The sequence below is a fragment of the Halocatena marina genome, from assembly GCF_023276375.1.
Lineage (GTDB): Archaea > Halobacteriota > Halobacteria > Halobacteriales > Haloarculaceae > Halocatena > Halocatena marina.
The window spans coordinates 2,404,863-2,431,530 of the sequence record NZ_JALLPK010000001.1 but is presented as its reverse complement, the minus strand read 5'-3'; the positions used below and the strand labels follow the sequence as shown (position 1 = coordinate 2,431,530).

25 protein-coding genes and 1 tRNA gene are annotated in these 26,668 nt (G+C 54.7%); 12 read left to right on the top strand and 14 right to left on the bottom strand.

The genetic code is table 11. The features are described 5' to 3' along the window. Positions 1–194: 194 nt before the first annotated feature. Both MW898_RS11045 and MW898_RS11040 read right to left on the bottom strand, forming a co-directional pair. On the bottom strand, positions 195–998 hold the full coding sequence (locus tag MW898_RS11045) for a TrmB family transcriptional regulator (RefSeq protein WP_248907171.1): 804 nt from the start codon (positions 996–998) through the stop codon (positions 195–197). A 44-nt stretch (positions 999–1,042) separates the two neighbouring features. Beyond that, entirely contained in the window at positions 1,043–2,635 is a 1,593-nt protein-coding gene (locus tag MW898_RS11040) for a DUF255 domain-containing protein (RefSeq protein ID WP_248907169.1), read from the bottom strand. Positions 2,636–2,729: 94 nt separating this feature from the next. Between MW898_RS11040 and MW898_RS11035 the strand changes: the two genes are divergently transcribed. From MW898_RS11035 to MW898_RS11025, 3 genes are all read left to right on the top strand, one after another. Further along, positions 2,730–3,221, top strand: a complete 492-nt coding sequence (locus tag MW898_RS11035) for an FxsA family protein (RefSeq protein ID WP_248907168.1) — start codon at positions 2,730–2,732, stop codon at positions 3,219–3,221. Between the two features lie 93 nt (positions 3,222–3,314). Beyond that, positions 3,315–3,388: transfer RNA gene (locus MW898_RS11030), tRNA-Ile, on the top strand. A 302-nt stretch (positions 3,389–3,690) separates the two neighbouring features. Beyond that, the gene (locus MW898_RS11025) at positions 3,691–4,206 is read left to right on the top strand and encodes a hypothetical protein (RefSeq protein WP_248907166.1); all 516 of its coding nucleotides are present in this window, start codon (positions 3,691–3,693) and stop codon (positions 4,204–4,206) included. 191 nt (positions 4,207–4,397) lie between these two features. Here MW898_RS11025 and MW898_RS11020 read toward each other — a convergent pair whose 3' ends face one another. Then, complete coding sequence (locus MW898_RS11020; protein ID WP_248907164.1) at positions 4,398–6,131, bottom strand: ComEC/Rec2 family competence protein; 1,734 nt, start codon at positions 6,129–6,131, stop codon at positions 4,398–4,400. A 3-nt stretch (positions 6,132–6,134) separates the two neighbouring features. Further along, a complete protein-coding gene (locus MW898_RS11015) occupies positions 6,135–6,398 on the bottom strand; it encodes a hypothetical protein (RefSeq protein ID WP_248907162.1) in 264 nt (87 codons plus the stop codon). A 144-nt stretch (positions 6,399–6,542) separates the two neighbouring features. On the opposite strand from MW898_RS11015, the gene msrB reads away from it, so the two are divergent. After that, on the top strand, positions 6,543–6,947 hold the full coding sequence (gene msrB, locus MW898_RS11010) for a peptide-methionine (R)-S-oxide reductase MsrB (RefSeq protein ID WP_248907160.1): 405 nt from the start codon (positions 6,543–6,545) through the stop codon (positions 6,945–6,947). 23 nt (positions 6,948–6,970) lie between these two features. On the opposite strand, the gene arcS is transcribed toward msrB, so the two are convergent. After that, complete coding sequence (gene arcS / locus MW898_RS11005; RefSeq protein WP_248907158.1) at positions 6,971–8,719, bottom strand: archaeosine synthase subunit alpha; 1,749 nt, start codon at positions 8,717–8,719, stop codon at positions 6,971–6,973. Between the two features lie 52 nt (positions 8,720–8,771). Continuing rightward, positions 8,772–10,244: a tRNA guanosine(15) transglycosylase TgtA gene (gene tgtA / locus MW898_RS11000; RefSeq protein ID WP_248907156.1), complete on the bottom strand. Its 1,473-nt coding sequence runs from the start codon at positions 10,242–10,244 to the stop codon at positions 8,772–8,774. Between the two features lie 188 nt (positions 10,245–10,432). Between tgtA and MW898_RS10995 the strand changes: the two genes are divergently transcribed. Further along, positions 10,433–13,120, top strand: coding sequence for a PEP/pyruvate-binding domain-containing protein (locus MW898_RS10995; protein ID WP_248907154.1), 2,688 nt, complete (start codon positions 10,433–10,435; stop codon positions 13,118–13,120). 82 nt (positions 13,121–13,202) lie between these two features. On the opposite strand, the gene MW898_RS10990 is transcribed toward MW898_RS10995, so the two are convergent. Together MW898_RS10990 and MW898_RS10980 are read right to left on the bottom strand one after the other, a co-directional pair. Next, a complete protein-coding gene (locus MW898_RS10990; protein WP_248907152.1) occupies positions 13,203–13,565 on the bottom strand; it encodes a hypothetical protein in 363 nt (120 codons plus the stop codon). 362 nt (positions 13,566–13,927) lie between these two features. Further along, positions 13,928–14,482, bottom strand: a complete 555-nt coding sequence (locus MW898_RS10980; protein ID WP_248907150.1) for a DoxX family protein — start codon at positions 14,480–14,482, stop codon at positions 13,928–13,930. Positions 14,483–14,972: 490 nt separating this feature from the next. Here MW898_RS10980 and MW898_RS10975 point away from each other — a divergent pair, with 490 nt between their 5' ends. Then, a complete protein-coding gene (locus tag MW898_RS10975; RefSeq protein WP_248907148.1) occupies positions 14,973–15,203 on the top strand; it encodes a hypothetical protein in 231 nt (76 codons plus the stop codon). On the opposite strand, the gene MW898_RS10970 is transcribed toward MW898_RS10975, so the two are convergent. From MW898_RS10970 to MW898_RS10960, 3 genes are all read right to left on the bottom strand, one after another. Beyond that, positions 15,167–15,649: a toxin-antitoxin system TumE family protein gene (locus MW898_RS10970; protein WP_248907146.1), complete on the bottom strand. Its 483-nt coding sequence runs from the start codon at positions 15,647–15,649 to the stop codon at positions 15,167–15,169. The two genes, MW898_RS10975 and MW898_RS10970, sit on opposite strands and share 37 nt — an antisense overlap. A gap of 3 nt (positions 15,650–15,652) precedes the next feature. Next, positions 15,653–16,243, bottom strand: a complete 591-nt coding sequence (locus tag MW898_RS10965; protein WP_248907144.1) for a DUF7342 family protein — start codon at positions 16,241–16,243, stop codon at positions 15,653–15,655. Between the two features lie 454 nt (positions 16,244–16,697). Beyond that, positions 16,698–17,264 carry an NUDIX hydrolase gene (locus MW898_RS10960; RefSeq protein WP_248907143.1) on the bottom strand — a complete coding sequence of 189 codons (567 nt, stop codon included), beginning with the start codon at positions 17,262–17,264 and terminating at the stop codon, positions 16,698–16,700. 263 nt (positions 17,265–17,527) lie between these two features. Between MW898_RS10960 and cofC the strand changes: the two genes are divergently transcribed. After that, a complete protein-coding gene (cofC, locus tag MW898_RS10955; protein ID WP_248907141.1) occupies positions 17,528–18,121 on the top strand; it encodes a 2-phospho-L-lactate guanylyltransferase in 594 nt (197 codons plus the stop codon). Between the two features lie 331 nt (positions 18,122–18,452). Then, positions 18,453–19,529: a 7,8-didemethyl-8-hydroxy-5-deazariboflavin synthase subunit CofG gene (gene cofG, locus MW898_RS10950; RefSeq protein WP_248909755.1), complete on the top strand. Its 1,077-nt coding sequence runs from the start codon at positions 18,453–18,455 to the stop codon at positions 19,527–19,529. A gap of 312 nt (positions 19,530–19,841) precedes the next feature. Here the strand turns inward: cofG and MW898_RS10945 are convergent, their stop codons facing one another. From MW898_RS10945 to cofH, 3 genes are all read right to left on the bottom strand, one after another. Continuing rightward, on the bottom strand, positions 19,842–21,434 hold the full coding sequence (locus MW898_RS10945) for a J domain-containing protein (RefSeq protein WP_248907139.1): 1,593 nt from the start codon (positions 21,432–21,434) through the stop codon (positions 19,842–19,844). A gap of 47 nt (positions 21,435–21,481) precedes the next feature. After that, entirely contained in the window at positions 21,482–21,643 is a 162-nt protein-coding gene (locus MW898_RS10940; protein ID WP_248907137.1) for a hypothetical protein, read from the bottom strand. 213 nt (positions 21,644–21,856) lie between these two features. Then, a complete protein-coding gene (gene cofH, locus MW898_RS10935) occupies positions 21,857–23,227 on the bottom strand; it encodes a 7,8-didemethyl-8-hydroxy-5-deazariboflavin synthase subunit CofH (RefSeq protein WP_248907135.1) in 1,371 nt (456 codons plus the stop codon). 274 nt (positions 23,228–23,501) lie between these two features. Here cofH and MW898_RS10930 point away from each other — a divergent pair, with 274 nt between their 5' ends. The 4 genes from MW898_RS10930 (at position 23,502) to purQ (ending at position 26,664) form a co-directional block, all read left to right on the top strand. Then, positions 23,502–24,521 carry a phosphoribosylaminoimidazolesuccinocarboxamide synthase gene (locus MW898_RS10930; RefSeq protein WP_248907133.1) on the top strand — a complete coding sequence of 340 codons (1,020 nt, stop codon included), beginning with the start codon at positions 23,502–23,504 and terminating at the stop codon, positions 24,519–24,521. Between the two features lie 188 nt (positions 24,522–24,709). Next, positions 24,710–25,540 carry a M14 family metallopeptidase gene (locus MW898_RS10925; RefSeq protein WP_248907131.1) on the top strand — a complete coding sequence of 277 codons (831 nt, stop codon included), beginning with the start codon at positions 24,710–24,712 and terminating at the stop codon, positions 25,538–25,540. 186 nt (positions 25,541–25,726) lie between these two features. Then, on the top strand, positions 25,727–25,978 hold the full coding sequence (purS, locus tag MW898_RS10920; protein ID WP_248907129.1) for a phosphoribosylformylglycinamidine synthase subunit PurS: 252 nt from the start codon (positions 25,727–25,729) through the stop codon (positions 25,976–25,978). After that, positions 25,975–26,664: a phosphoribosylformylglycinamidine synthase I gene (gene purQ / locus MW898_RS10915; protein WP_248907127.1), complete on the top strand. Its 690-nt coding sequence runs from the start codon at positions 25,975–25,977 to the stop codon at positions 26,662–26,664. The genes purS and purQ overlap by 4 nt, the downstream gene beginning before the upstream one ends. Positions 26,665–26,668 lie beyond the last annotated feature (4 nt).

Here is a 26,668-nt window from a genome sequence, read left to right as displayed (position 1 = left end):
AGCGTTGCTCCCTTGTTGGTGCGTCTTTTACTTATCAGATATTTTTGAAATTGGTCGCTGAGTGTCACCCACTGCCTGCATTTGGAATTTAAACTCACCGCAGTACTCGTCGCTCAGCGCATGAATCGAGTAACCCAGTTTTGAGTGTAGAGTGGCAAATGGCCACAGCACTGGGATCGGTTGTATCGTGGTTCTTAGAACGTTAGTGCTTCCGCCTCGGCCCAGCGCGGTTCGAACTCTGAATGAACATCCGATGCGAAGCCTCTGTCTTTGAGGTTGATCATCGCAAATGTATCCATCTCTCGGAGTGGGTGAGAGACTTCGATACAGACCTCAACATCGTCGACGATGGTGAACGTGCCGCTGACGTTGTCGCTCGTTCGACAGTCGAAATTCCGGTGTGGTGAGAGACTAGTCCGATAGCGCTTCCCGACTGTGGGGGGAAGTGCATCGACGAGCGCAGGACGCATGAGCAGTGACACCTCGACGCCACGATCGAGTGCTGCTTCGAGGGAAGCGGACACCCGATCGCCGAGATCGTCGAGATCAAACTGCTGTGAGACTGTCGAGGCAACCATCACGACTCGTTCATCGGCCACGGAAATTCGCTCAACGAGCAGATCGACAACCTCTTCGGGGCCGACCGCGGCCGTCCAGAACGTTTCCTCGTGTGGCTCTGTGCTGTCGAGGGAGGTGACGAGTTCGTCGACAATCTCCTCATACTGGTTCTCCTTTTCAGCGAGCTCGCGCTTTTTATCCTCCAACAGGCGACTGAGTGCAGTCGAGGGTTCGACAGCGACGTATTTTTTCGGCCGCGAAGCGGTCTGTGAGCGAACGAGATTATACTGCTCAATGCTGTTCAACACGTCATAGATCCGCCCCATCGGCACGTCGCTAACTTGTGACAACTCCTTTGCGGTTGTCGGTCCCGTCTGAAGGAGCGCTCGATAGGCGCGCGCTTCGTACTCCGAAAGGCCGAGGTCTCTGAGGTTTGCCATTATGTACTCTAATTTTGTTGCGACGATAAAAACACATCGGGAGTTTACGCATCCTCGATGAGCGAAACGAGTGCGTCAGGGGTTGTTACTGGACCCGTCTGTCCACTTTCGTCGAGTACGGTCGCTTTCCCGTCTGATTCCCCTGTGAGAACGACGATTTTCTCGTGATCGGCAACGCGAAGTGCTGCTCGGTGGAGATCGCTCCCGGGTTCGTCAGCGATTTCGATCACGAGTGGCGTGTTCACGACGCGGGCGACGGCACTCGCATAGTTCGCCACCGTGACGCCCATCCGGTCGTGTGCTCCAGCAAACGATTCGAGTGCTGTCCGAGCGACTGATCGATATTCCGTGTTCTGGGTCAGAACCGCGAGGTCGATCAGTGCGTCTGCGAGTTCGACCGTCGTATCGAGCGGCTGGAGTGGTCGATCGAGCAGAGCGGGACCGTCGGATCCATCGACGAAGGCTCCGTCTCGTTCTCGGTGCTCAATCGTCCAATCTGCGACCGTCTGCGCTGGGACAATGTACTTTTGATCGAGTATCTGGGCGGCCGTGGTGAGTGCCTGAAGAACTCGTGCCTGATCGAGGAGCAGTCCTTCGGAACCACCGTCGAAGTGACAAACCGTCCCTGCACTATTGACGAGTGTTTCGAGCACGTGAGAAAGCGCACGCTCTGCGTAGCGCCGCGCGCCCTCGTTGTCGGTGACTGCGTAGAACCGACAGAGCGCATCGACAGCGAGCGACGTCCGATCGGCAAACACTGTCTCGTCGACGAAGGGTGGCTCTTGACTCTCGCGTTCGGTTGGTTCGAGGGTGTAGTACTCACCCGCGGCTTGACTGCCCGCGAAGGCATCGCCCGTCCAGAGCGTCGTCGTGAGGTACTCGATGGTCTCCTGTGCTGGCTCTCGATAGCGGTCCTCACCAGTGTAGAGGTATGCGGTTGTGAATGCGCGACAGATTGCAGCGTTCGTATCGAGCACTTTCTCTCGGTGGAGATCACTCCAATCACGCGATCCAGCATAGCGAAAGAACCCTCCGTCGTACGTATCGTAGAGATGTGTAGCGATCGCTTCGAGCGTTCGGAGCGCAGAAGATCGATCCCGCTTCAGCGCGAACTCTATCGTCCGCGGGAGCGGGAACTTCGGACCGTCTCCCCAGCCGCCGAATTCGTCGTCGAAGGCCGCTTGCACCTGTTGTTCCATGTGCGTCACGATACGCTCATCGAGCGTGTCACGGGGCAACTCGGTGTCGCGGAGCGCACGGGGAATGCTGCCTCCGTCGTTCTCAGTCCACGTCTCCCGGACTCGTTCGAGAACGGACCGGAGACTTTCTGTTTCCATGTACGTCGCACCGGTGATCACCTCTCCCTCCGGGGTGAGAAACACTGTCGATGGAAAACCACCCATCGTGTATCGATCTCGGACTCGTGGATGTCGGTCCGCATCGATACGGATCGGAATAAAATCGTCGTGGATATTCGCCGCGACAGCGGGGTTCGAGAACGCCTCGCGGTCCATCGTGGCACACCACTCACACCAGGGCGCAGAGATCGAGAGCAAGACTGGACGAGTGGCGGCGCGTGCCTCCTCGAACGGAGCCGGTCCCCAGTCACGCCAATTGATGAGTGTTTCGGGGCACATCGTTGTATTATCTCCCGTTGGCGCGACAGATGCGTGTTGCGGATGCCTGATGAGAGCCGGAACACGTTTGCATCTAGGGTAAATACGTACCGATATGAAGCGGCTCATCGCTCTGTTATTGCTCATCCCCCTTGCCGATATCGTCATCCTCTTTTTGGTGTCGCAAGTGATCGGCTGGGTTGCCACAGTCGCACTCGTCGTACTGACGGCACTCATTGGGATGCTTCTCGTTCGTGCAGAGGGACGCCACACCATCAGTCGAGTTGAACGGAAACTGCGAACAGGTGAGGTTCCCCAAGATGAACTCGTCGACGGTGCACTCCTCATAGCGTCCGGCGTGTTCTTTCTCACTCCCGGGCTAGTGACGGATCTCACTGGGCTGATCCTCGTGTTGCCTCCGACACGTTATCCAGTCCGATTGCTAGCAAAACGATACGTCATCACGCCGTATCTCGACGGCAAAACCGACGGATTCGTCACTGGAACGATCTATACATCGGGCTTTCCTAACCAAAATCAGGACAACGCGACGTACAATCTCGGTGATGATGAATACAGCGTCAAAGGAGACGGGAGTGACAAATGAATACTCCGGCAGAACGATTGAGAGTCGGTCACTCGCGGCCGACAAAAAGAAACGCTTAAACAGAACAGGGCAGTACGACAGAGTACGTTCAGCGGGCCGATAGCTCAGTTAGGTTGAGCGCTCGGCTGATAACCGGGAGGTCCGCGGTTCAAATCCGCGTCGGCCCATACTACATTTCTGCCGATTATTTCACATTGACGGAACGGATCTCTGTTCTGTCGATTACTCACACCATCTCTAGATGGGAATCTAAAATAATTCTGGATGGATTTGTGCCGTTCTGTGTCTTCAACCGTTGAAATCGGATTTCATAGACTGACTCAAACGATTGGAGTGGGAGCCACATTCAGTACCTCCGAGCGATCCCCTCCCCTCGATTCATGGAAGTTCTTGCTGGACGAAGCACCGTAGTCTGCTGTTTGAAATACAAATATATGATGTTAAGCCTGTTGCCTCTGATTCGTATTCGATGATGGATCCCGCTCAGTGGAGTAGTGAGAAGAAGGAAACACGCCTCCAGCAGATGTTTGAAGAAGCACAACAGAGAATCGGTGACGGACCTGGGTTCATGAACGTAACGTTTGAGGGCGATATTCCAATGTACCAATATCGGTCAGGATGTCACACCGTTACGAAGGTGGACGATAGGAAGGATGCTGCAATGTTGAATGTGAGTGAAAGACATGGTCTTGAAATACCAGCTAATTATACCGACCCCGATTTTCCAAATTCGATGGTTTTACGAGTTCTGTATTGGGCAGTTGACCGATTATTCTCATTGAAGCAGCCGTCTTCCGACGTAGAGTGTGTTATGGCCTGCCATAGCCAACCCGTGAATGCTTCTGACGAATATATCATATTTGAAGACATATGTAAAATAGTATATGGATGTACCGTCGATACTGTGTCGGATGTAACTATTCACGTAACTGATATTGGAATATTCTCGGACGATGAAGAAGTGATATCTTGGACAGAGGTGTGATTACAGGGATACGTATTGGATTCCGAAGATTCCCTCGTGATCAGTCGATTGATGCTTGAAATGTTCCATTCGATTTCGGTGGTTGGACAGAAACTTTGCTGTAAACCGACGGAGTTCCATTGTCCAAGTTCTCGGAGTCATCGACGACGCTTGTCTGGTAAGCGGACGATCTCCCCATCGATACCACGACATCAGAGTCCCAGCGAGACATCCTGTGTCTGCGATCGTTCCCGCTGGTTCGTCTGTTCCAACGACTCGGAGAGATCTTCTTCGGGTTTGTGCTTGGTATGGGCATCGGGGGTCTCGATCGCATAGAGGAAGTCTTGGTGTGCGCCGGGGGTCTCTCGGAGGTGGTGACACAACGTTTCACTCGTTTCAGCAGTGTCGACAGCCTCGTCAGCGGCGTCTTCGGCCGCAAGGAGCCGCTCGTCGATGACGATTCCTCTCTTGTCGCGCTTTTTGGCTGCGGGAGAATGTTGAACAGCCCGTGGGACCTCCTCGACCTTTCGGGGACCATCGATATCGTCGGGTGAAGGAACATCTGCCAGCGGATGCTCGATCCCCCCGAATCGGTTGGGGAGGTTTGCCCGAAGTCGCGTGTGCAGTGGGAGCCGCTTGTAGGCGTCTTCTGCCCGTTTGGCGCTGAAAAACGCCTCCCGGTTCCGGTTCACGTCTGCTCTGGTCGTCACGTGTTCGTCTCGATCGGCTTGCACGCTCGTTTGGAGCTGATCGTGCGCGTCCGGCGTTGGATCGAGCGTCTGTCGGAGATCCTCAACGGATTCGCCGTTCGCAATCGCTTCGTCCAAGATCTCTTCGGTCGACTCGACCATCATCGGTGCGGCGTCGGCTACCCACGCGGACGTTTCTTCAGGCAAATGGTCTGGGGTAAGTGCCACGATCTGTTCCGGTGAGACGTCGTGTTCCCGGCAGTAGTATTTCAGCGCGGCCACATCGGCGGCGTTGGTCGTTTCGAGATCGGTCGTTGGCTCCGGGTGGGCAGCCTCTGTGTCTAGGTCGGTCCGGAGTGTTCCGTGACCCGGCGTCCAGTAGACATCGATACCCCGATCGTGCAGTCGCTTGAGAGTCGCATCGTGGGGATGAGCGTCGTGCTGGTTCTCGCTCGTGTGCTTATTGTGTAGACCACTCGAAATTACTGCTACCTCTGGATCGACTCGCTCGAGGAATTCTGTGCTGGTCGCGTTATCTGAACCGTGATGCGAGACCACGAGGATGTCGGCGTCGAGATCAACCTCGCTTTCCTCACTATCGTGTTGGTGCATCACCTGACTTTCGCCGTTGAGTCCGCCGGTGTCCTCGACATCCCCCATGAACAACACCGACTGCTCGCCCTCCGTTTTGAGAGCAATACTGTTTGCGTTCGCACCGGTCGGTTTGAGGGTGTTTTTCCGCCCAGTCTCTGGGCTGGTGAATGTGATCGTGCCTGAATCACTGGGTGGAGCCAGAACTTGACTGTCTATATCTGAGGAGAGAGAATCACCCATTGAGACCTGTTTGATGGTATCTGGGTCATGCTTTTTCAACGCACGGGCGTACGTCATCTTGACAGCCACTTTCACGCCTTTCCTTGGCTTTCTGGTCTCCCGGTCACGCATCGTATACCGATCTTCGTCAGGCTGGATAGCATGTTGTATTTCGTAGCCGTGGTCATACAATTCCTGCACACCTCTCGAATGATCGTCATGAAAATGTGTCAGAACGAACGTCTCGATCGGAACACGTCCGGTATCTGTCTGTGGCGTTTCCCGTCCGGCTAAGATGGTGTCAAGTTCGTCAGCAGCCCTCTCTTTATCTGCATCTATGAGGGCGATTTTTCCATCTTCTGTGATAATCGCATGCGAATCCGCTTGCTCAACGTTCAGTGTGTATACTTCTCGTTTCCCATTAGACAGCGGTTCGCCGGGCATATCTTAGTTATCTTCCAACATCTCATTGTACCATTCAAGCGCGTCTTGGTGTTCCTCAAATGTTTGTTCAGTGAGTTCCTCGTCATAATGCAGTGCGACGAGTTCACCATCCTCGAACTCCGGTTGATATTGATCTCCGGGTTCTGCACCGTCTGGCATATCCTCTACATCCCAGTAGAAATCTTCCTTGATTTCCTCACCTTCAAACAATAACAGTGTTGCGACACCATCCTCAAGGTCTTGATACGAAAGACGGCGCTCTATCATTATCTGTGACAATCACTGGCATCGAACTTAATTATGCCGGGACTGAATAGTTGCCACGGACGGTGGTTTCAATTCCCCGTCGTTCCCTCTTTCCATTTCTATTTGTTCGAAACGCACAACCTGATCGAGCGCATACGTCACCCCATGCCTGAGAGCGATTCAATCCCCCAGACCGACGAGGAGTGGCGCGAGGTTCTCTCCGATGAGGAGTACCAAATTCTCCGCGAGAAGGGGACCGAGCCGCGATTCAGTGGAGAGCACATCAGTACGAACGAAGAGGGAACATACCAGTGTGCGGCCTGTGGAGTCGAGCTATTCGATTCCGAAACGAAATTCGGGACCAACACGGGCTGGCCGAGCTTTTACGATGCGATGGAGGATGCGATCGAACTCCACCGCGATACGAGCCACGGAATGAATCGAACAGAGGTCGTCTGTGCGCGCTGTGGCGGCCATCTTGGGCACGTGTTCGACGACGGTCCGGATCCGACTGGCAAACGCTACTGCATCAACTCTGTTTCGCTCGATTTCGAAACCGAGGAAGAGTAGCGCCCTTCTGTTTCGCTCGTCACTTACCGTTCATCGACGTGACGGACTTCGACCGCGATTCCTCGTGTACTCGTCGTCATTTCAGGTCCACTCATCGACGCTCGTCCGACGGCGAACGCCTTTGGTCCCTCAATAACGACTTCATCACCAACGCGGATGTCCGCGCTAGCGTCCACGATACCGGGAGCGAGGACGCTTCCTTGCGGTACGAATGGATCAATTTCGACGCGCTTGGTCGGGACGCTGCTATCGAGCCATCGGCGTGCGCCAGCGAGCGTGAACGCGAGCGTTCCGTACTGAGGGACAATCGTCGCCAATTGCCCCTTGTCGTGGACACGCAGCGACGGTAGCCATCCGTCCACGGAGATCTCTGTTCCAAACAGTTCGGTCCCAGCGTCAGGTCCGAGCTGGTAGTCCGCGATTGCACGAACAGTGTTATGCTCGCGCTCGCGCTTCAGATACTTCGATTCGCCGCTGAGTGTCTCTCGGAGATTCGCCAACGATTCGGCTGTCGTCGGATGATCGCTGACAGTGTACTCGAACTCAATTCCAGTACGTTTCTCGACACGTTCACAGATCTCTCGGTAGCCACCCGGCGGAACGTGCGCGATGTAGCGAGGGTACTCGTTCTGTTCGAGATACTCTGTCAGCACGCGGGCGACGAAGTCGATCTCCTCTGCTGACCACCGCCCTGTCACGACGCTGTCGTAGTGTTGTGCGGGGTACGTATACTCCAGCTCCTGGGGAACGACGCCGATCGGCGATGTCATCGACACCTTGTGCGCGCGATAGTGGATCGCGTCGTGGAACTGACCGTGGCTCTGTGATTCGCTGTAGGGTTTTCGGGCCGAACAGGGGACAAGTGCAAGTGGCTGTTCGAAGCGGTTTCGATAGCGTGTGCACACACGATCTGCAAAACGCTGGATTTCGACTCGTCGCATGCTGTCGTCACTCGCAGCGAGCAGCGTGCTCTGGCGTAAGAGGGGCGTGTGTTGTTCGAGATAGCTGTATTGCTGGTCGAGTCGTCTGAATGCCGCTGTCAGCCACGCGTCGTGGCGGGCTTGTCCTTCGAGATAATCTCGGAGTCGACCAGCACGAATGCGTTCGCGGACGCGTGCCAACTCCGTTTCGATGGCGGCCACGTTGTGCTCAGCGCAGTGCTCCCGGTCGAATGCATCCCGTCCTCGCTGGCAGGCCGGACAGGAACACGGAAGCTCAGTCAGATCTTCGAGGAACTCCTCACCGTCTGCCGTCAGATAGAATCCTTCCAATCCACGGACGTACGCGCGATTGCTGTCGAAGAGATCAACACCCGCGTAGGCCAGCGTGGCGGCGTTCGCCGGTGTCGCCACCCCCGAGAGGAGGAGTGCGGTATCAGCCGGAATCGATGTTCGAACATCGACGATTGTGTCGACGAACTTCGATGCATGCCCCACGATACCGGAGGCAGAAGAGAGGATGTACGCATCACTCCCGTGATCTCCTGCTGTCTCACGAGAGATGACAGCCGCACTCGGGAACTCGACAGTCGGATACTCAACTGCGAACGCCTCCTCGACCTCCGTGTCGGTCCCTGCTGGAAAGCTTCGGTGGGGAAGGACAGTCAGCGCCGTCTCGTCCCCCACTGGTGTCGTCCGTTCCTCGGACCAGAGACTCCCCGCGTCTTCAATGCTGTCGTCGATGAGTGCGGGCGTATGAATCGAATCAGCGAGGCGGAGTTCCCCAATCCGAGCCGGTCCGTCGCGCTCGTGAACTTCGAAATAATCGGTCATTGGTCGTCTTCTGGCGTCGACACAGAACTACGTTGGCTTGTGTCTTCGAGAGTCATGAGAGTTCAGTGACTGTTACTGCGTTCGGTAGTCGTGTGAGTGCGCTCTTGGGCCATTCCCGGTGTGCGAGCGTGAACGAGGTATCGGGGTTTGTCTCGACGAGCGCACGGATGCCGTCTGCGGCCATTTCGTAGCTCTTCCGGCTCATTCGCTCGGGAACTTCTACGGTCAGTGGGTACGTCTCCGAGAGCGACCGAGGGAACGGACCGAACGGCGGGACGACACGCCACGTCTCGTCGAACGCTTCGTTGACTCCTCCTTCTGAAAGCAACACGTCTCCATCGACGCTCAGTCGTTCGAGTCGTGAGTGGTGACGCATGACCTCTGGTCTGCGGACGCACTCGCTCGAAACGTGAAACACCGCGTCCTTCGAGACCGGATCCGATCGCTCCAACTGCTCGCTGTGATCGAATAGCGTCCGATAGCCATCGAGCAGCTTTGGGTGTCCTCGTGCCCGTGCATCGACGAGTTCGAGCAGATTGCCACGACGGATCGCCTGTTTCACCCGGCGTAGCTCCGCGAACGTGACGTGGAGGTTGTGGCGTGCAAGCAACTCCTCTCTTGTCTCGTCGTCGCACCTCCGGATCTCGTCTGGTGTATGATTGGTACAGATCGAACACGAACACGGAAAGTACGCGAGGTCGTCGAGATGTTCCGTCCCGCGAACGGTGAGATAGCGGTCGTCGCGCGCGTAGATTGCGTACGCCGCCGAATCGAACACGTCGCACCCAAGCGCAACTGCGAGCGCGAGCATCATCGGATGGCCCGCTCCGAACAGATGAACAGGCGCGTCGACGCCCAATCCACGCTTTGCGGCCGCAACCACATCAACCATATCCGAGTATCGATAGGCGTTCAACAACGGCACGACTCCACCGACGGGATAGACGTCGAGCTTCGTCTGGTAGGCGTGGCGCGCGGCCTGCTCACGCAGGTCGAGTTGGGTTGATCCTTGGACTGGAGCGGTGATGAGCATCTCACTGTCCATCTTCTGACCGACGCGTTCGGCGGTTTTGAGGCGCTCCTGTGTCGTCTGAAGCTCCTCGTTTGCCTGCGCTCTACTTACGTCCGGTGGAGTCGGGATATCGACCGGCGTTCCGATATCCGAGCCGATATCCCGTTGGAATTGGAGTATTTCCTCGGTCGTCACCTCGATATCGCCGTACTCGGCCAGTTGAAACGAGCCTGAGTCGGTCATGATGACACCGGGGAAATCGAGCAGTGTGTGCACTCCTTCAGAAAGCACCCGGTCGCGCAGGTCATCGCTTCGGTTGAGGATGTAACTGTTCGTAATGAGCATCTCGACCCCGAATTCGCTGGCCAAATCAGCTGGATCGATCGTCCCGATGTGCGGATTCACGACGGGAAGCAGCGCTGGCGTCTCGACGGTGAGACCGGCCCGAGGAACGGTCAACTCCCCGATACGGCCTGCGGCGTCGAACGATCGGACTTCAAAAATCTCTCCCATTGCGTCCCGTTGCCCGAGCGCACCACTAAGAATTGCGTTCGGCTCCTGTCCTCAAACCGTATCTCCCGGAACGTATCGGAGAGACAATTACTACTCATCTGGACAGCGCAGATAGGCTTATGCATTCACAACTTCATAGCTATTTTAGTCATGGAGTTTTTCAAATCACAACATCGCTGTGATTGGGTATGAGCACCACCGAGAACGAACCGAAGCAATTCATCGTCGATCTGGACGCAGTCGATCCGGAACGGGAGCGTTTCGGTGGAAAAGGAGCGACGCTTGGCGCACTCATCGAAGCCGGATTCAACGTTCCGGGAGGTTTCTGTGTCACCACCGATGCCTACGAAATCCTGCTGAACAACGAAATGAGAGATGCAATCCAGTCTCTCGATGATCGTTCTGCAGAGAACCGAACCGAACTCGAACGGCGCACAGAAGAAATTCGTTCGTCCTTTCGAACGCGAGAGCTGCCAGATGAACTGCACAGCCAACTGCGAGAGGCAATCGAGACACACGGAGCCGCCTCGTATGCGGTCCGATCCAGCGCGACAGCAGAGGATCTCCCATCTGCCTCGTTCGCCGGACAGCACGAGACGTATCTGGGGGTTAGCCCCGACGATGTCGCAGATCGTGTGCTGGATTGTCTTGCGAGTCTATTCACTGAGAGAGCTGTTACATACCGAAACCAGAACAACATCCCGAACGCTGATGTTGCACTCGCTGTCGTCGTCCAACGGATGGTCGACGCCGAGGCAGCGGGTGTCCTGTTCACCGCAGATCCCGACAGTGGCAACCGGACGATTGCGTCCGTCGACGCTGCGTTCGGGCTTGGAGAAACGATCGTCGCCGGTGAGGTCGAAGCAGATAACGCCCACGTAGAGAAATCGACGGGGGAAGTGCTGTCGTACGATGTCGGCACCAAGCAGATACGACTCTCGTTGGAAGAGAACGACCCCAACCGCGTTACACTCGATGAAACTGAGCAACGTGCTCGCGTGCTCTCGGACGATAACCTCTCTGATCTCGTTCGATTGGGTGTCAGAATCGAATCGCACCTCGAAAGTCCACAGGACATCGAGTGGGCGCTCGTCGATGGCGAGTTCGTGATACTCCAATCACGACCGATCACCGCACTGTTTCCGCTCCCCGAACCGATGCCGACTGACGGGCGTCTGCACGTCTATCTCAGCGTGGGTCACACCCAAGCGATGGCAGAAGCGATGCCGCCACTCGCTGTGGATCTGTGGACCGCGGTGATCGAAGAGATGCTCGCTGAGTTCGACACTGCAGGTGAACGTGGCAGATGGGCAGCTCACGCGGGTGGACGGGTGTACGAAGATATTACGCCGTTCCTGCGTCAGTCTCTCTTTCGGGGGACAATCGTAACGGGACTCATCTCGATGGTCGAGCACGCAGCTCTCGGATTGAAAGAGCTGACCGAGCGACGCGAATCGGAGTTCGAGGGGGGAGTCTCGCCTTCGATCGTTCCCTCGCTCGGGCGTGATGCGTTTCAGCTGATTCGTACCGTCGCACCAATCATTCCGGGTATCGTCTCGGGCTACTGTCTATCGTTTATCCGCGCGGGAGAGGATATGCCCCACCTCCGGCAATGGTATCGTGAGTGGGGTGAGCAGGCCGCCACAGAGATACTCGAACCGGACGATGGAGAACAACTGGCACGGACGGTTTTCGATGGGCTCCCATACGATACGGTTTCTCTCATGCGGGAGGTCTACCCTCGATTCATGCCTCTCATGGCTGGAATGACAGCAGGAAAGGCACTGAAGAAGCTCTTTCCCGAGGAGCACGCTACTGTCGATGCTGCGGGGAGAGGCTCTAGTGATGAGGTGGGCACCCGGATGAATCTCGGTCTTGATGACCTCGAAGCAGTCGCGCACGAGTATCCTGCTGTCGGAGAAGCTCTCCGTGATGGGCGAACGCTGGCCGAGATTGCCACTGTTGATGGTGGTGACGCGTTCGTCAGCGAACTTGAGACGTTCCTCGAAGACTTCGGTCACAGAACAACCGGTGAGATCGATGTCAGTCGTCCTCGATGGCGAGACGATCCCGCTGGCGTGCTGCAAATCGTTCGGAGTAATCTCCGTGCAGGGGACGAGGAAACGTATCGGAGCCATCTTCGTGCTCGACAGCAAGCAGCCAAGCAAGCCGTAGACGATCTTCTGCGGAAGGCGGGACAGGGTGTTCTCGGCCCGCTCCGACGACCCCTCGTTCGTCGGTTACTACGCGTCTATCGTGGCTACATTCCGTTACGGGACGAACCGAAACAGGGATCCGCCCATCTGTTCGCGGCTTGGCACGAGGGACTTCAGCACGCCGGAGAACAGCTCGCTGCGAACGACCAGTTGCGAGATCCAGACGATGTCTGGTATCTTCGAAAAGAGGAGCTGTTCGAACTGTTTGAATCGGGAGCCGCCGCGAATATCGACGTGGATAGTCGTCGACGCGAACACGAACGATTCGCCCGACTGGACGCACCAGCACTGCTGACGAGCGAAGGAGAGGCACTCACTACTCGGACTGACCAGTGTCTCGACGGCGCTCTCGTCGGGACAGGGGTTTCGTCGGGTGTCATCGAGGGAACTGCACGCGTCATCCACAATCCGAGTGAATCCACGCTTGAGAAGGGTGAGATACTCGTTGCACCATCCTGTGATCCGGGATGGACACCACTGTTTCTTAATGCGTCTGGGTTGGTGACAGATGTGGGAGGGCGGATGACACACGGTGCGCTGGTCGCACGCGAATATGGTCTCCCAGCCGTTATGTCCGTCCCGCGTGCGACAAAACGCATCGAGACTGGACAACGACTCCGTGTCGATGGAAGCCGTGGGACTGTCGAACGACTCGATTAATCGGGTTTGGAAGCTCTCGTGGCTTGTATGTTGGTTTCTGCTTCAGATGTCAATCATCCGAGAGTGCAGTGATAAGCAGGTCTCATGTCTGCTCGTAAAATTCCGCTCTGTACGCTTCGAACTCGTCTTTGTACAGGACCAGCAGGATTGTTCCCTTGACGCCGAGAACCGTTTTGGGACCGTGTTCCGCGAGGTGCCCTGTACTCTGTTCTTGGAGAGTCTCGATGAACGGCGTCGTGTGTTCGAACTTCTTCGATCGGGTTTTTCCCGTTTCTGATGAGATATTATAAAGCACCTCCCGGTAGTCGCGCTGGATGACCATCTGCTGGATGAACGGATCGTCTTCGGCGATCTCCCTGTAGTTCCTGAACAGCGACTCTAATCCCTCACGTGGTTCTTCGACCTGCTCTAACTCATCACGAAGGTTCTCGCGGTACTCCTCCATTTCGCGGCGAAGTATTTCGAGATACAACTCTTCCTTGGAGTCGAAGAAGAGATAGAATGAACTCTTAGCGATACCAACTGCTCGACGATGTTCGTCTTTTTTGGCCCGTAAATGAGGAGCAACTCGCGTCCCGATTCAACTAGTTGTTTCCAAATCTATTCACGTTCCTTATCACCGAACCCACGCATGGTGGCTAGCCAGTTTGAAACTGAATAACGATTCCGGTCATGAAATCCTCGATGGTCTTCGTCTGTCGGTGGATGGCGGTACTTCACGCAGTGGATTATATCATCAACGGAATAGTTTCTTCGGACAGCTACTCGACAGCAGTGGTGTGGACGGACGACTGGACTCTGTTTCGTTTACCACGTCACCCAGAGGAGCGATGCGATCCACACCAGTTGGATCGGCAGGCGAATCCAGAGAGGTGTCGGTGGTTTTCCGTGGATTGCTACTTCGTTTCGTACAGCCACGATATTAGCGGGGAACAACACCACGAGCAACGCGGCGAGTCCGAATCCCGCGATCCGGTCGGTGACAGGCCAGAGCAATCCAACCGCGCCGACGAGCTCAGCGATGCCTGTCACCGTTACTACTTGCTTTGGATACGGCACGCTGTGAGGTACCATGCGCACGAGTGCGTCTCGATTGCTAGTGAAATGAGTCGTACTCGTGAAAATGAACATCACAGCCAACGCTACCCTGACGGAAGTATGCCACGAATCCACCGTTTCCACACCGAGTGTGCCCAGCGCACGAAGAATGAAGCATGTCACTAAGAATATCAGGAACGGCATCACGAGATACGGACTTTTTGAATCGGTGTTGTTGGTGGCATTTGCTGTTGCTCCCGGTTTCTGGATGCTGTCTGGGGTCTGCCTCTCGTTGCTCTCTTTTTGATGATTTCTCTCGCCCATTCTATTTAGTAAGTGCTTACTCAGACATCACAGTATCGGTTCATTGTTTATGAATGGATGGTAGATAGGGGGTAAAACACATTCTGCTCGGAGAACTGATTAGCGGACAGCGAGAGAGTTCTTGTCTTGATTTTCTAACACTGTTCAGCAAGAATCGAGTCAGAACCAGTCGATTCCAATAGCTGGTGGCAATTGACGTTCGGATACCCGCTTACAACCTTAGATCGGGAGCGACGAAGCAAGACTACTAGCTGTATGAAATACGATTGTACTGTCTCCCGAAACCGTGGCACAAGATATTGCGATATGCGCTATATCGGCTGTTATAGGTTGTGTATAATGAGACTGTCTTGAAATACTGCCTGTTAAACACATATAGCCATAGCCACGCCCGTTGGCCACTTCGAGGACGTGCTGACTGTCGAATTCTCGATCGATGAGGGCGCGATCGATACGAACAAAGTTCTCGGCCGATTCGGGGTGATCCGTGATGATCCGACGAGCGTCTCGCCCTCTTGGATGGATCGGTGTCGAGCATTATCCGTGGTCCCCATCCAGTGGTCTGGATGCTCATCCACTGCTAAGCGTCCTCGTTTTCTTCCTCTTTCGTGCCGATGGTCCAACGATTCTACAACAGCAGTGGATCATCCGGGAATGGAGTCTCTTCGATAGCCACTTGCACTGCTACGGGGGATTACTCGCAGCGTTCAGCGGGTCGTAGGAGCCTGCATGATAGGCAACACGCCATAATTTGAGAACAGCACGAGTGACAAGTGCTTCGACAGACTGCTCGATGCAGGACTGCTCGACGTCGTCAGAATCAGCGGTGGCGTCAGGAGGTGGATGATAGTGCCCAAATTCGTGGACGTGGATGTAGTCACCGTCGTGTGGATGTTTCCCCCAGCGGAAATTCACGTCGTCAACATCCGTGTAGTGAAATTTGTAGTCTGCTTGGGTCGTCCACTGAACGTCAATCCGGGCGGATTCGGCACGACAGAGGCCGTCGTCAAGCAGGACTTCGAGAACCGTTGGATTGAGATAGTCATCCAGCGATGGCGCTGCGAGCGGTTCTTCTCTCTCGATGATGGTACGAATCGTAAGGAGTGCTGACCGGTCGATCGGCCCTCGTAGCGAGTGAGACTCATCTGTCTCGTTTCTGCCCGTCATTTGCTAGACGGGGACACTATCATCAGTTGTTCGTGCGTCACCGTCAACAAATCGTTCGGCGTTCGCAATTGAGAGTGCGGCATTCGCAAATGCGAGATTTCGCCGTGTCGTCTGCCAGTCTTGGAGCGTTTCAGCGTCGACATCGGATTGGTCTGAGTCGGTCTCAGCGAGGCTGTGATTTGTCTGTTCGATGGTCAACTCTTCGGGTGAGTCGACGCCGTATTCTGCCCGGTAGTCATTGAGTTGATCACGCATTTCTGTGATGCGTGTAACAAGTTCATCAGTTGAGATGTGTTTGAGTATGTCTGCGGCCTGCTCAACGACGAGTGACTCTGATGACCGCTGATAGATCGTCCCACCATGCTTCCCCGTTGTGGTACCAACGAACCCCTCGTCAGCGAGTGCGTTCAGATGCTTCCGTGCTGTCTTCGGTGAAGTCTGTGCCTCTTCGGCGACAGTCTCGGCCGACGCAGGTGAATAGGTGTGGGCGATAACGTGACGAACGCGCTCGTAGGGTGTTGTCTCTGACTCCCACTCATCGCTAACCACCTTGTTGATGTCCTCGAAGTTGTCCGAGGGGGTGTCGTCAGTCATGTCTTCATCAACGAGGTGAAGGAGTATAGTTCTTTGCCAGCGTAGTATTCTACTCTCGATTGCGCAGCCTAATGACAATTTATTGTCGTATCGGGCATACATCGATGCCGATAGAGGTGAGTGCAGGTGATGGTGCTATGAGTGCTGAGAGTTCACCCTAACAGATATACCCAATAGCGAAGCAACGCAGCGTGTCCAGTCAGTTCCAATACCGTTCCGAATTTTTACCTGTGATACCCAATTCAAGCTATCCGAACGTTGTGACGGACATCACCGTAGATATCCTATGACGTAATCCTCTCAAGCACGGTTCAGAGTCCGCCACGGTAGATACGAAGACACATGAAATCTGCTATTATGATTGGAGGCGGATACGAGAACGGGGGTGCCCACTGGCTGATAATTCAACCACCGTACATCGGTCGCACACGACGTTTTCCTGTGATCTCTTTCGCTAACGGCCAACTGACCCCGCAGCATACATTTGATAGTAAAGAACACCGAGTACAGCGCGGCCATCTTGTACCTCATCGGTCGAAATGGCGTTCAGAAGTTTATCGATCGTCGTTGTCCGTACTCGAATTGATTCGTTGAAGTCGAGTTCCTGTTCGCTAGTTGATTCACAATCGTGGGCAACGAAGTAGTGAAGGACCGAATTTGCGATCCCGTTCGCCGGTTCGATAGAGCACAACTGTTCCATCCGATCCGCCTCGTAACCGGTCTCTTCACGGAGTTCTCGGCGGGCGGCGGCTTCGAGATTCTCATCGTCTGGCTCGACGCCTCCCGTTGGCAGGCTCCGGTTGACGCGACTGACCGCCTGTCGCCACTCATCGATGATGACTACCTCTGCATCGGTTGTGAACGGGAGTACGACAACAGCCGCAGGTTCGGTCAGGTAGTCAAAATCCGATTCGGTACCGTCAGGGAGTCGCACCGATTCGTTCGTAATGGTGAATCCCGGGCACTCATACGCTGTGCGCGCATCGAGTGTCTCCCACGCGAGATCGTCGCTGTTGGTCATGTAGGTTGAATTACTGGGGACTAATGAAAAGCGCGACGCTGCGTGATGAGTCGAATTTCCCTGCTGACTCGTATTCTGGATCGGAACCATCGATAGCTGATATACCGGAACCGATCGATATCGATGCTTCCTGCACCGAATGAGCAATGTAACGAATCTCGATGTTCGACCCCGCGAAGAGAGGTGATAGATTTTTTGCTACTACGTTTCGGACAGTAGCGTGTGCAACGACTATCACTCATCTGTCGGACGCGGTTGTAACGATGCAGGTTCTCGTTCCCTATCGCGTCGACGAGCCGAAAACACGGCTCGCCCCCGTACTCGACGACGAGGAGCGACGCGAATTCTCTCGCCTCATGCTCGCGGATGTCCTCGCTGCCGTCCGCAGCGCGGGCTACGACCCGACGGTTCTATCGACGGCACCGCTTTCTGGTGGGGACTGCGTCGATGAGCGTCCATTGACGGTTGCAGTGAACAGTCATCTCGAACCGAATACGGCGGTCGTGATGGCGGATCTTGCGCTCGCAACTCCGTCAGTGCTTGGAGAACTCTTCGAAACGAACGAAGACGTGGTTCTCGCTCCCGGACGTGGTGGTGGAACGAACGCGATCGTCGCTCGCCATCCCCAATTCCGGGTCGATTATCACGGTGCTTCGTACCGTGATCACGTGGAGATCTGTAAAGCGATCGGAGCCAGCGTGCGGACGATTGACTCGTATCGCCTCGGTACCGATATCGACGAACCGGCTGATCTCGCGGAAGTGCTCTTACACGGTGACGGACGGGCGGCCGACTGGCTCGACGACCGGTTCGAACTGAGCACCTCGAACGGACGAACTGGTGTCAAACGATACTGAATTCTGAATAATGATTGCCTGAAGCTGGAGGGGACGGGTCACTATTTAATTCGAGTGATTTGGTGAGATGGCATAATGGCGAAAAATGTGATACTAGCTCTGGATAATTGGGAGAGAATTGGGACAAAGCATATATCATGTTACCACATACCATGTCATGCGGGGTCAGTCAACATGGGTTACGGGCTGTCCACCGCAGACAAAGCTACGTATCGAGGCTGTCGCAAATGGGCATGGTATACCCAAGACTATGGCTGGTCTAAGGGGTGGCAGTCTTTTTTACTGTTGATGAAAACATTATAGTGTGACACACGTGGAGGACGAGGACGGCATCGACGGCGGTGGTGTACATGGAGTTAAATTTGATGAGTCGGCTGTCGATCGTCTGCTGTCGGTCACTCCCGCCGATGTCGAGCCAGCACCCGCGTTGAGTTTTGCGCGGAACGTCTTCATTCCACTCACGACAGCGTGTCGGTACACCTGCACGTACTGTACGTACTACGATCCACCGGGACAGGCCTCGCTCATGAGTCCAGAGGAGATCCGTCGCACTGTCCGCATGGGTGCAGACGCCGGTTGTACCGAGGCACTGTTCACGTTTGGTGACGACCCTGACGATCGATACACACAGATCCACGAGCAGTTGACCGAATGGGGACACGAGTCAATCCACTCGTATCTGCACGAAGCGTGTGAAATCGCACTTGAGGAGGGACTCCTCCCTCACTCGAATCCCGGCGACCAGACACGAGCGCAGATGGCCACCGTCGCGGATGTGAACGCGAGTATGGGCGTTATGCTGGAAACAACGGCGGACGTACAAGTCCACGGCGGTTCACGAGCGAAATCACCGGAACAACGGCTGAACACGATCCGTGTCGCTGGCGAACTCGGCGTTCCATTTACCACTGGCATCCTCGTCGGTATCGGGGAGACGTGGCGCGACCGAGCTGAGAGCCTTCTTGCAATTCGAACATTGCACGAGCAGTACGGACACGTTCAGGAAGTCCTCGTCCAGAACGTTGTGCCAAACGAGCGTTGGCGTAACGATCCTGTTCCGGTAGCAACGATGCGCCGTGCCGTTGCGATGGCGCGTGTTGCCCTTCCGGAGACTGTGAGTATACAAGTTCCACCGAACCTTTCGCCCGTTCGGGAACTGCTTGATTGCGGTGTTGATGATCTTGGTGGCGTATCGCCCGTCACGGACGATTACATCAACCCAGATTATGCGTGGCCCGCGCTGGCAGAGTTGCGTGATATCGCAAACGAAGCCGGTGTCCCACTCGACGAACGGCTACCAGTGTACGAACGATACGTCGATGATGGGTGGCTTTCCTCGACGATCGAAACGGCGATCAACGCTGAAAACGAAGCAGGTGAACGATTCCGAGACGTGATGCGGAATTGAGTCCTTTTGCGCCTAGGAACGCGGGAGTCCGGAGTCAAGCGAATAATTAAAGAGACGATCAGTGATCTGTAACTGAGATGGGACTCTCTCGAATGGTACAGAAAAACTAATTCATAGGTGAATACGGCACCAACACAGGTGAAAAGAATATTCTCGATAGTGGATAAATACTTGAGATAGTTCACACCCTTTTGGAGTTAACTTCAGGACTGTAAGAAGATTACCGTTGATCTCCGAATTTACTATCGTCGTCCGCCGCTGTCCATAGCGAAAAAGCACGGACGACCGTGATCCGTAACAATTCTCTGTGAATTACTCTCGTCTCGGCTGCGTATGAAGTATCCATTCGAGACGGCGTCGGACGATGTATAAGACTGTTAGCACCGTTGGGAGGAAAAACAACGCAACAAGCGATCTCTGTTGGGTAAGAGTGAGCGTCGAAGCGCCGAGTGGTATACTGATCGTAGGAACGCCTTCGAGAACCATCCACGTGACGACGACGAACGGGCCGGCAACCAGCAAATTCCACGTCCCGGGTCTGATGCGGTATCCGTAATCGAATCGGTCAGTCCACGGTGCAGCGGTCAAGTACCGAAACATCGCGTACATACTCCAGAGAACACACGAATACATCGTGATCCCAACGACAAAGTTCACAAACAATCCCAGATAGATCGGTCCGATTGTGAAGCTCTGAATCCACGGTGAGGATGTCGTCATTGCCCACGAATCCAGTAGATTAGGCGTCTGTATCCCCCACTGGGTAAATACGACGATCACGACCCCGATCGCTGCCGTTATACTCAGCAAACGGTGCACATCGCTGACTACGTATGTGAGTATCTTCGTCGTTCTCTGAAACCGTACCGTCGGTAGCAGCACACCACTGTAGATCAACAGTGGAACGACGAACGGAAAGAGCAACACTCCAGTGAATACGACACCTCCAGTTGGTGCGTCACTGACGATCGCACCAGCAACGAGGCTGACACCGAGTAGATTTGTTACAGCAATCGGCCAAATACGCCGGCTACCACTCGAGGAGTGTTGCTCCTGCGGTTGCACTCGCGTCCGTGTCCGTGTCCGTTTTCGATTTCGTGTCCGTTTCTGTATCTGTGATCCGTAGTTTGGATGTGAGACGAGAAGCTCGTATCCAGCATAGCTCCCGATAAGCGCGATAAGGAGGAGCATGAGACCGAGTGACGGCGATTCATTCGGTGAATATCCGAACAATCGAACACCGATACTGAGCACGAATACGAACGCGATCGTTGTTCCGAGACGAACACCTGTTGGCGAGGTGATGAGTGAACGGAGCAGTACACGATCTACCGAACGAACGCTTGGACACCGAACCATTCTCAGAAATGTTCGTCCTGTCCGGTGGACGCTCTCGATCAATGTTATCACCCATTCTAGGATCGGAGCAGAAGCACCATGCTGTGAATAACCAGTTCTCGCCGATGCACGATTGCGTCGACGCTTGCGGTCTGGTTCATTTCTATTGTCTGCTTGGTTGCTCGTTCGTGTCCGTGATTGATACGATTTGGATCGTCGTTTCTCGTCGCTGTACTGTCTCTGCCAATCTTCTTGTTGGTGACGGTGTTGCTGTGGCTCTTGATTTTGGCTCTGCTGACGATCATCGTGCGCTTGATCCTGTTCTCGATTCGTATCTTGTGTTTGTTTCTCGGTATTTGATGTGCGGCGTTGGTCGTACTGAGCCCGCTTTATCGGATCCATCAACACCGCCCGTGCCTCCTGCACCCGCATGAATCGATCTTTAGTATCGGAACTGTCGCTCTTGTCCGGATGTATTTGTTTCACCACTTCGCGGTAGGCTGCCTCGATCTCCGCTTCAGAAGCATCCGGTTCGACGCCGAGACAGTCATAATACGAATCAGACATATGGTTTTTGTGTGTCAAATACTATGATCTATGGTGTCTTTCTCTGCCTATCGAATTTTTGGAAGCTCCCATATCATCGTCTCGTGCTCTGATCGTGTGAAGTCGATTACTGATTTGATCTCAGTAGCTGAAATGTCAACCATGAATGGTTGAATCGGCCCGGTCTTGTACTCATCGAGTGGCTCGTTCTCAATTATGTTCCGTCCCATGTTCTTATTTTTATTCCCGTTTTGATCTACATTTCAGGCACTGTCTCGACTTTGCTTTCGTTATCTCGGTCGGTGATCTGTGCTCGGATCTCACTGCTCGTCGCTGTCGGGCGGTAAAGCAAGCGGAGACGGAAAGGCGGAGTGGTTGATTCGACGGTCAGTTTCGCCGGATTCCCGCATCAGCAGCTTGCGGAACCCTTCGCTTACGTGCAATCAATCATCAGCCACTACGCTGTAGTCGTCAAGTAGTGGTGTTCCGTCGGCCGCTGGGCCGAGCATCGGCCCCATCGGTCGCTCCTCGGGATCGATAATCCGTTGTTTGCGGTAGTCTGTCGAGCGCTCAACGGGGATACGGCCGATTGAGGTGATCATCTCCACGTACTCGCTGACGGATCGGAACTCACCGAATTGGCCGCCAGCACGTTTCGTGATTTCTTCGGAGAGAATGGTGCCCATGAAGTCGTTTGCACCGCATGAGAGGAGCTTCAGACCAAGCTCATCGCCAAACTTCACCCACGATGACTGGATGTTTTCGATGGAGTCGAGATACAGGCGCGAGACGGCGATCATCAGCTCGTCCTCGTCTCTCGTTGCACCCGCAGTCACCATCCCTTCATCGTACAACGGCGTATCGTAGTGGATGAACGAGAGCGGGACAAATTCGGTAATCGCACCGGTGCGATCCTGTAGCTCGCGTACTCGATCGAGATGCATGATGCGGTGCATCTCGTTTTCGACGTGTCCGTACATGATGGTCGCAGTTGTGTCCAGTCCGACCGACGCGCTTGCACTCATCGCAGCGAGCCAATCGTCCGTATTGATCTTGTTCGGACAGATGACATCGCGCACCTCGTCGACGAGAATTTCTGCTGCGGTCCCCGGCACAGAATCGAGACCAGCATCACACAATCGCTTGTAGACGTGTTCGTACGACCACTCGGTGCCACGCTTTGCGTGGGCGGCTTCCTCTGGTGTCATCGAGTGGACGTGGATATCACCCACACTCATTGCCGAAATCTGCTCGATATACGTCGTTGGGTCGATCCGGTACGCACTGGCTGGTTTGTAGTTTGGCCCACCGTTTGCTTTGAGGATCTCTCGGTGCTCCGCATCGAGTGCGAGCGCGGGATGGAGCCCACTGACTGAACAGACTTCGTAGATCCCACGGTCGATTGCGTTTTCGACGATGCGACGCGACTCATCAGGCGTCTTTGTGAAGCCGTCCGTTCTTCTGTCTCCTTCGGACTCGAACTCACCAGCTGGATCTTTGAAATTGCAAAACAGACAGCCGGTGTTACACGCAGTGGTTACGTTGTTGTTGAGATTTGCCACAAACGTCACCTCTTCTCCGACGACTTCGGCTCGGCGACGATCTGCGGCTTCGAGAACACGCTCTTTTCGCTCCAGATCGATGCCGTCGAACTCCGTACCGGTCGTGAGAAGCTCGACACCGTCATCGATAGAGAGACGCTCGCCACTCCGGGCCTTTTCGAGGGCGTTTTCGAATGACTGATCGGTTTCAGCCCTGTACGCAAAGTCGAACTCGTTTGGGTCCGGAACGTTCGTCGGTCTGTTCTCAACCATTGCTGACGATGGTTCCCCGAATGACTAAAACCCCTCTGAACTACGGACACTCGGCTCCGGTTCGAGCATCTTCAGATCACGCACTAGTGGTGAAGGCATCAGTTCATGGCAGATAATCTATTCTTATCATTCTAACGCACACCATGTCCTCTCCCGTCAGCAGCCAATCGATCTCGTTATTCCACACACGAAACTATCTGGAGATAACACTTATCGCGCACTGATGCGTTTGAACGATAGAAATCGATTAGTGATTCCCGATAAAAGGATCGGTATGACGAGCGTTAAGGATTTCCGCGTCGACAAGGCGGCGACGCCGGACCGCCTCGGACGCGGGTGGTTCGTCTTCACCGACGACTATTCAGTCTTCGATTGGGGAACGATGCCCGACCAGATCCCAGAGAAGGGCGAGAGCCTTTGTGTGATGGGTGCGGCTACCTTCGAACTGCTTGAGGCTGACGGCATCGAGACCCATTATCGTGGCGTGCTCGATAAGGGTGGGCCATCGAGTCTCGATACGGTCACCCGTCCTCCGCGAGAGATGGCCATTGATCTCACCCGTGTTCCTGAATTACCTCATGAAGGCCAGCAGTACGACTACGATGCGTTCCACGCAGCAGCAGGAGAGAACTACCTCATACCGTTAGAAATCGTCTTCCGAAATCGGGTACCTGTCGGATCGAGTCTCCGATCGAGAACCACACCAGAGGAAGTCGGTCTCGATCAGGAACAGTGGCCCGATGAGTCGGTTGATCTCCCCGAACCGGTCATCGAATTTACGACAAAATACGAGGAGTCGGATCGACAGCTCTCACAGGAGGAAGCCGATCACATCGCGGGACAAGCAGATGTTGACGATCTCGAATCGATCGCACAAGACGTAAACGAGATCATCACACAACACGCCAGCGAAGTAGGGCTTCACCACGAGGACGGGAAGATCGAGTGTCTGTATTACGACGGCGAGATCCGCGTTGCCGATGTCGCTGGAACGTTTGATGAGAATCGCTTTTCCTACGAGGAACAGCAACTCTCGAAAGAGGTGCTCCGACAGTACCACAAACGTACACAGTCCGACTGGATCGATGCTGTCAATCAGGCAAAACAAGATGCGATCGACCGCGATATCGCCGATTGGCGGACGATCTGCAGCGTCGAACCACAACCGCTCGAACAGGACGTCATCGATGCGGTCTCTGATCTCTACACTGCAGGAGCAAACCGCTATCTCGATCGGGAATTGTTCGATGCACCACCGCTTTCAGCGGCTATCGAAACGATCGAAGAACTGTGACGGTGGCTCAGTAGACAATGTTCTCCAACTGTTGTAGTCGGGAGACGCACGTATAATCACACAAAATCATCGATCTTTATCATATTCTATCAATGATTCATTTGCTTATTCCATTTAGTTACTACAATTCAACCATTTACACACCTATTCACAAAGTTTTAAGGCTGTGTTGGTAGAATTATTCCTATATGCCAGGGGCACGGCACGGTAGACGGGCATTCTTAGCAACAGCAGCCGCAGTCGGAGCCGGAATCGTGAGTGTCAGTCGGGTGAAGGCAACGGGTGCTGGAGGACTCAAAAATGCGTGTACTCGCCGTGATAAGGGTACAAAAGAGCACACACTGCCGATCGATCTCCCAGATCTGTCCAATGCGATCGATGTTGATCTCGACATTGAGATCATTGACAGCGGTGTGGAGGGACCAACAGCGTTCGTTGTTGGTGGTCTTCATGGGGATGAGGAGGCTGGAGTCATTGCGTCACACAGTATTACGAACTGGAGTCCAGATGCCGGACAGATCGTAGTACTTCCCGAAGCAAATCCGGTTGCTATCGAGAACAACACTCGTGGGAACGATCTCGGTGACCTGAACCGGAAATTCAGATTCGGTCAACTTCCGTCCACGAAGCTCGCGCAATCGATCTGGAATGCGGTTTCTGCGGCTGATCCAGATATTTTGTTGACGCTTCAGGAATCGCGCGGTATCCGTAACAAATACCCATCGGGTGTGGGACAAACAGTCTTCAGCTCGCCCGGACGAAACACCTCTGATGCCGCTTCGTTGGGTCTCAAGCGTGCGAACAGAACAATCGGTAGTCAGAAACTCAAGTTTGGTACTGGGCCTATCAGTGGGCCAAATCGCGCGCCGAACGGACTGCTCGCGGAAAAGGCCGCCTATGAGGCAGGAATTCCGTCGTTCATCGTTGAGACATTCGAAAACGTAAACAAGAAGGCACGAGTCAGCTGGCAGAAGAAGATTGTCGGTGGCATTCTGGACTACTACGACATCTACGATTAACCCTCTGATGGGTCGGCACCGACTTCTCCAGTCACTGATCGACAGTACTGATGTTAGTGGATTTGTAGTGACCGCACATCGTTGTTTTCTGTGTTTAGTGGCTGCTAGTCGGTTCGGTTCGTCTTACTGGAAGACTCGACGGAGAGATGGCAATCCATTTGACCCATCATCACCGAGTCGTATCCAATGGCCGCGTATACGGCGACTGTGACCGTCCGTCTCAAGCGGGGTGTCCTCGATCCAGAGGCAGAGACAACGAAACGTGCGCTTTCCCGTCTCGGGTTCGAGTTAGAGGAGCTTCGCACTGCGGACCGATTCGAAATCGATCTCGAAGCTGAATCGAGTGAGGCTGCTGTCAGACGTGCCGAGGAGATGGCGGAGCGTCTCCTTGCGAATCCCACCATTCACGACTACGAAGCTGTGGTCGAGGAGCGATGATTGCTGTCTTGCAGTTCGGTGGGAGCAACTGCGATCGTGATGCCGTCCGAGCGCTTTCACAGCTCGGGTTGACGGCCAAACGTGTCTGGCACGAAGATGAACTCCCCGACGAAACCGATGGAATCCTCCTTCCGGGTGGATTTTCCTACGGCGATTACCTCCGTGCCGGTGCGATGGCTGCTCGCTCTCCCGCGATGAGTGCTGTCCGAGAACAGGCCGAGAATGGTGTCCCTGTCCTTGGTATCTGCAATGGCGCACAAATCGGCTGTGAGACGGGATTGACGCCTGGAGCGTTCACCACGAACGAGAGCGCGCGTTTTCAGTGCGAGCGCGTTCATCTCCGGATCGAGAACGACCAGACGCCGTGGACGAGCGCGTTTGAGCAGGGTGACGTTATCTCTCTCCCAATCGCTCACGGTGAGGGTCGTTTCGAGATCACGGACGACCGGCTAGCGGAGCTAAAAGACGAGAATCGAATCCTCTTTCGGTACTGTGACGCGGACGGAGCGGTCACCGACAGTGCAAATCCGAATGGGTCGACCGACAACGTCGCTGGTGTCAGTGGCAAGCGCGACACCACGGCGGTGTTGATGCCTCACCCTGAGCGTGCAGCGCTCCCAGAACTGCATGGAACTGATGGACAAGGCGTCCTCAACGGATTCAAGGTAGCCAGTACGCCATCGTGAAACT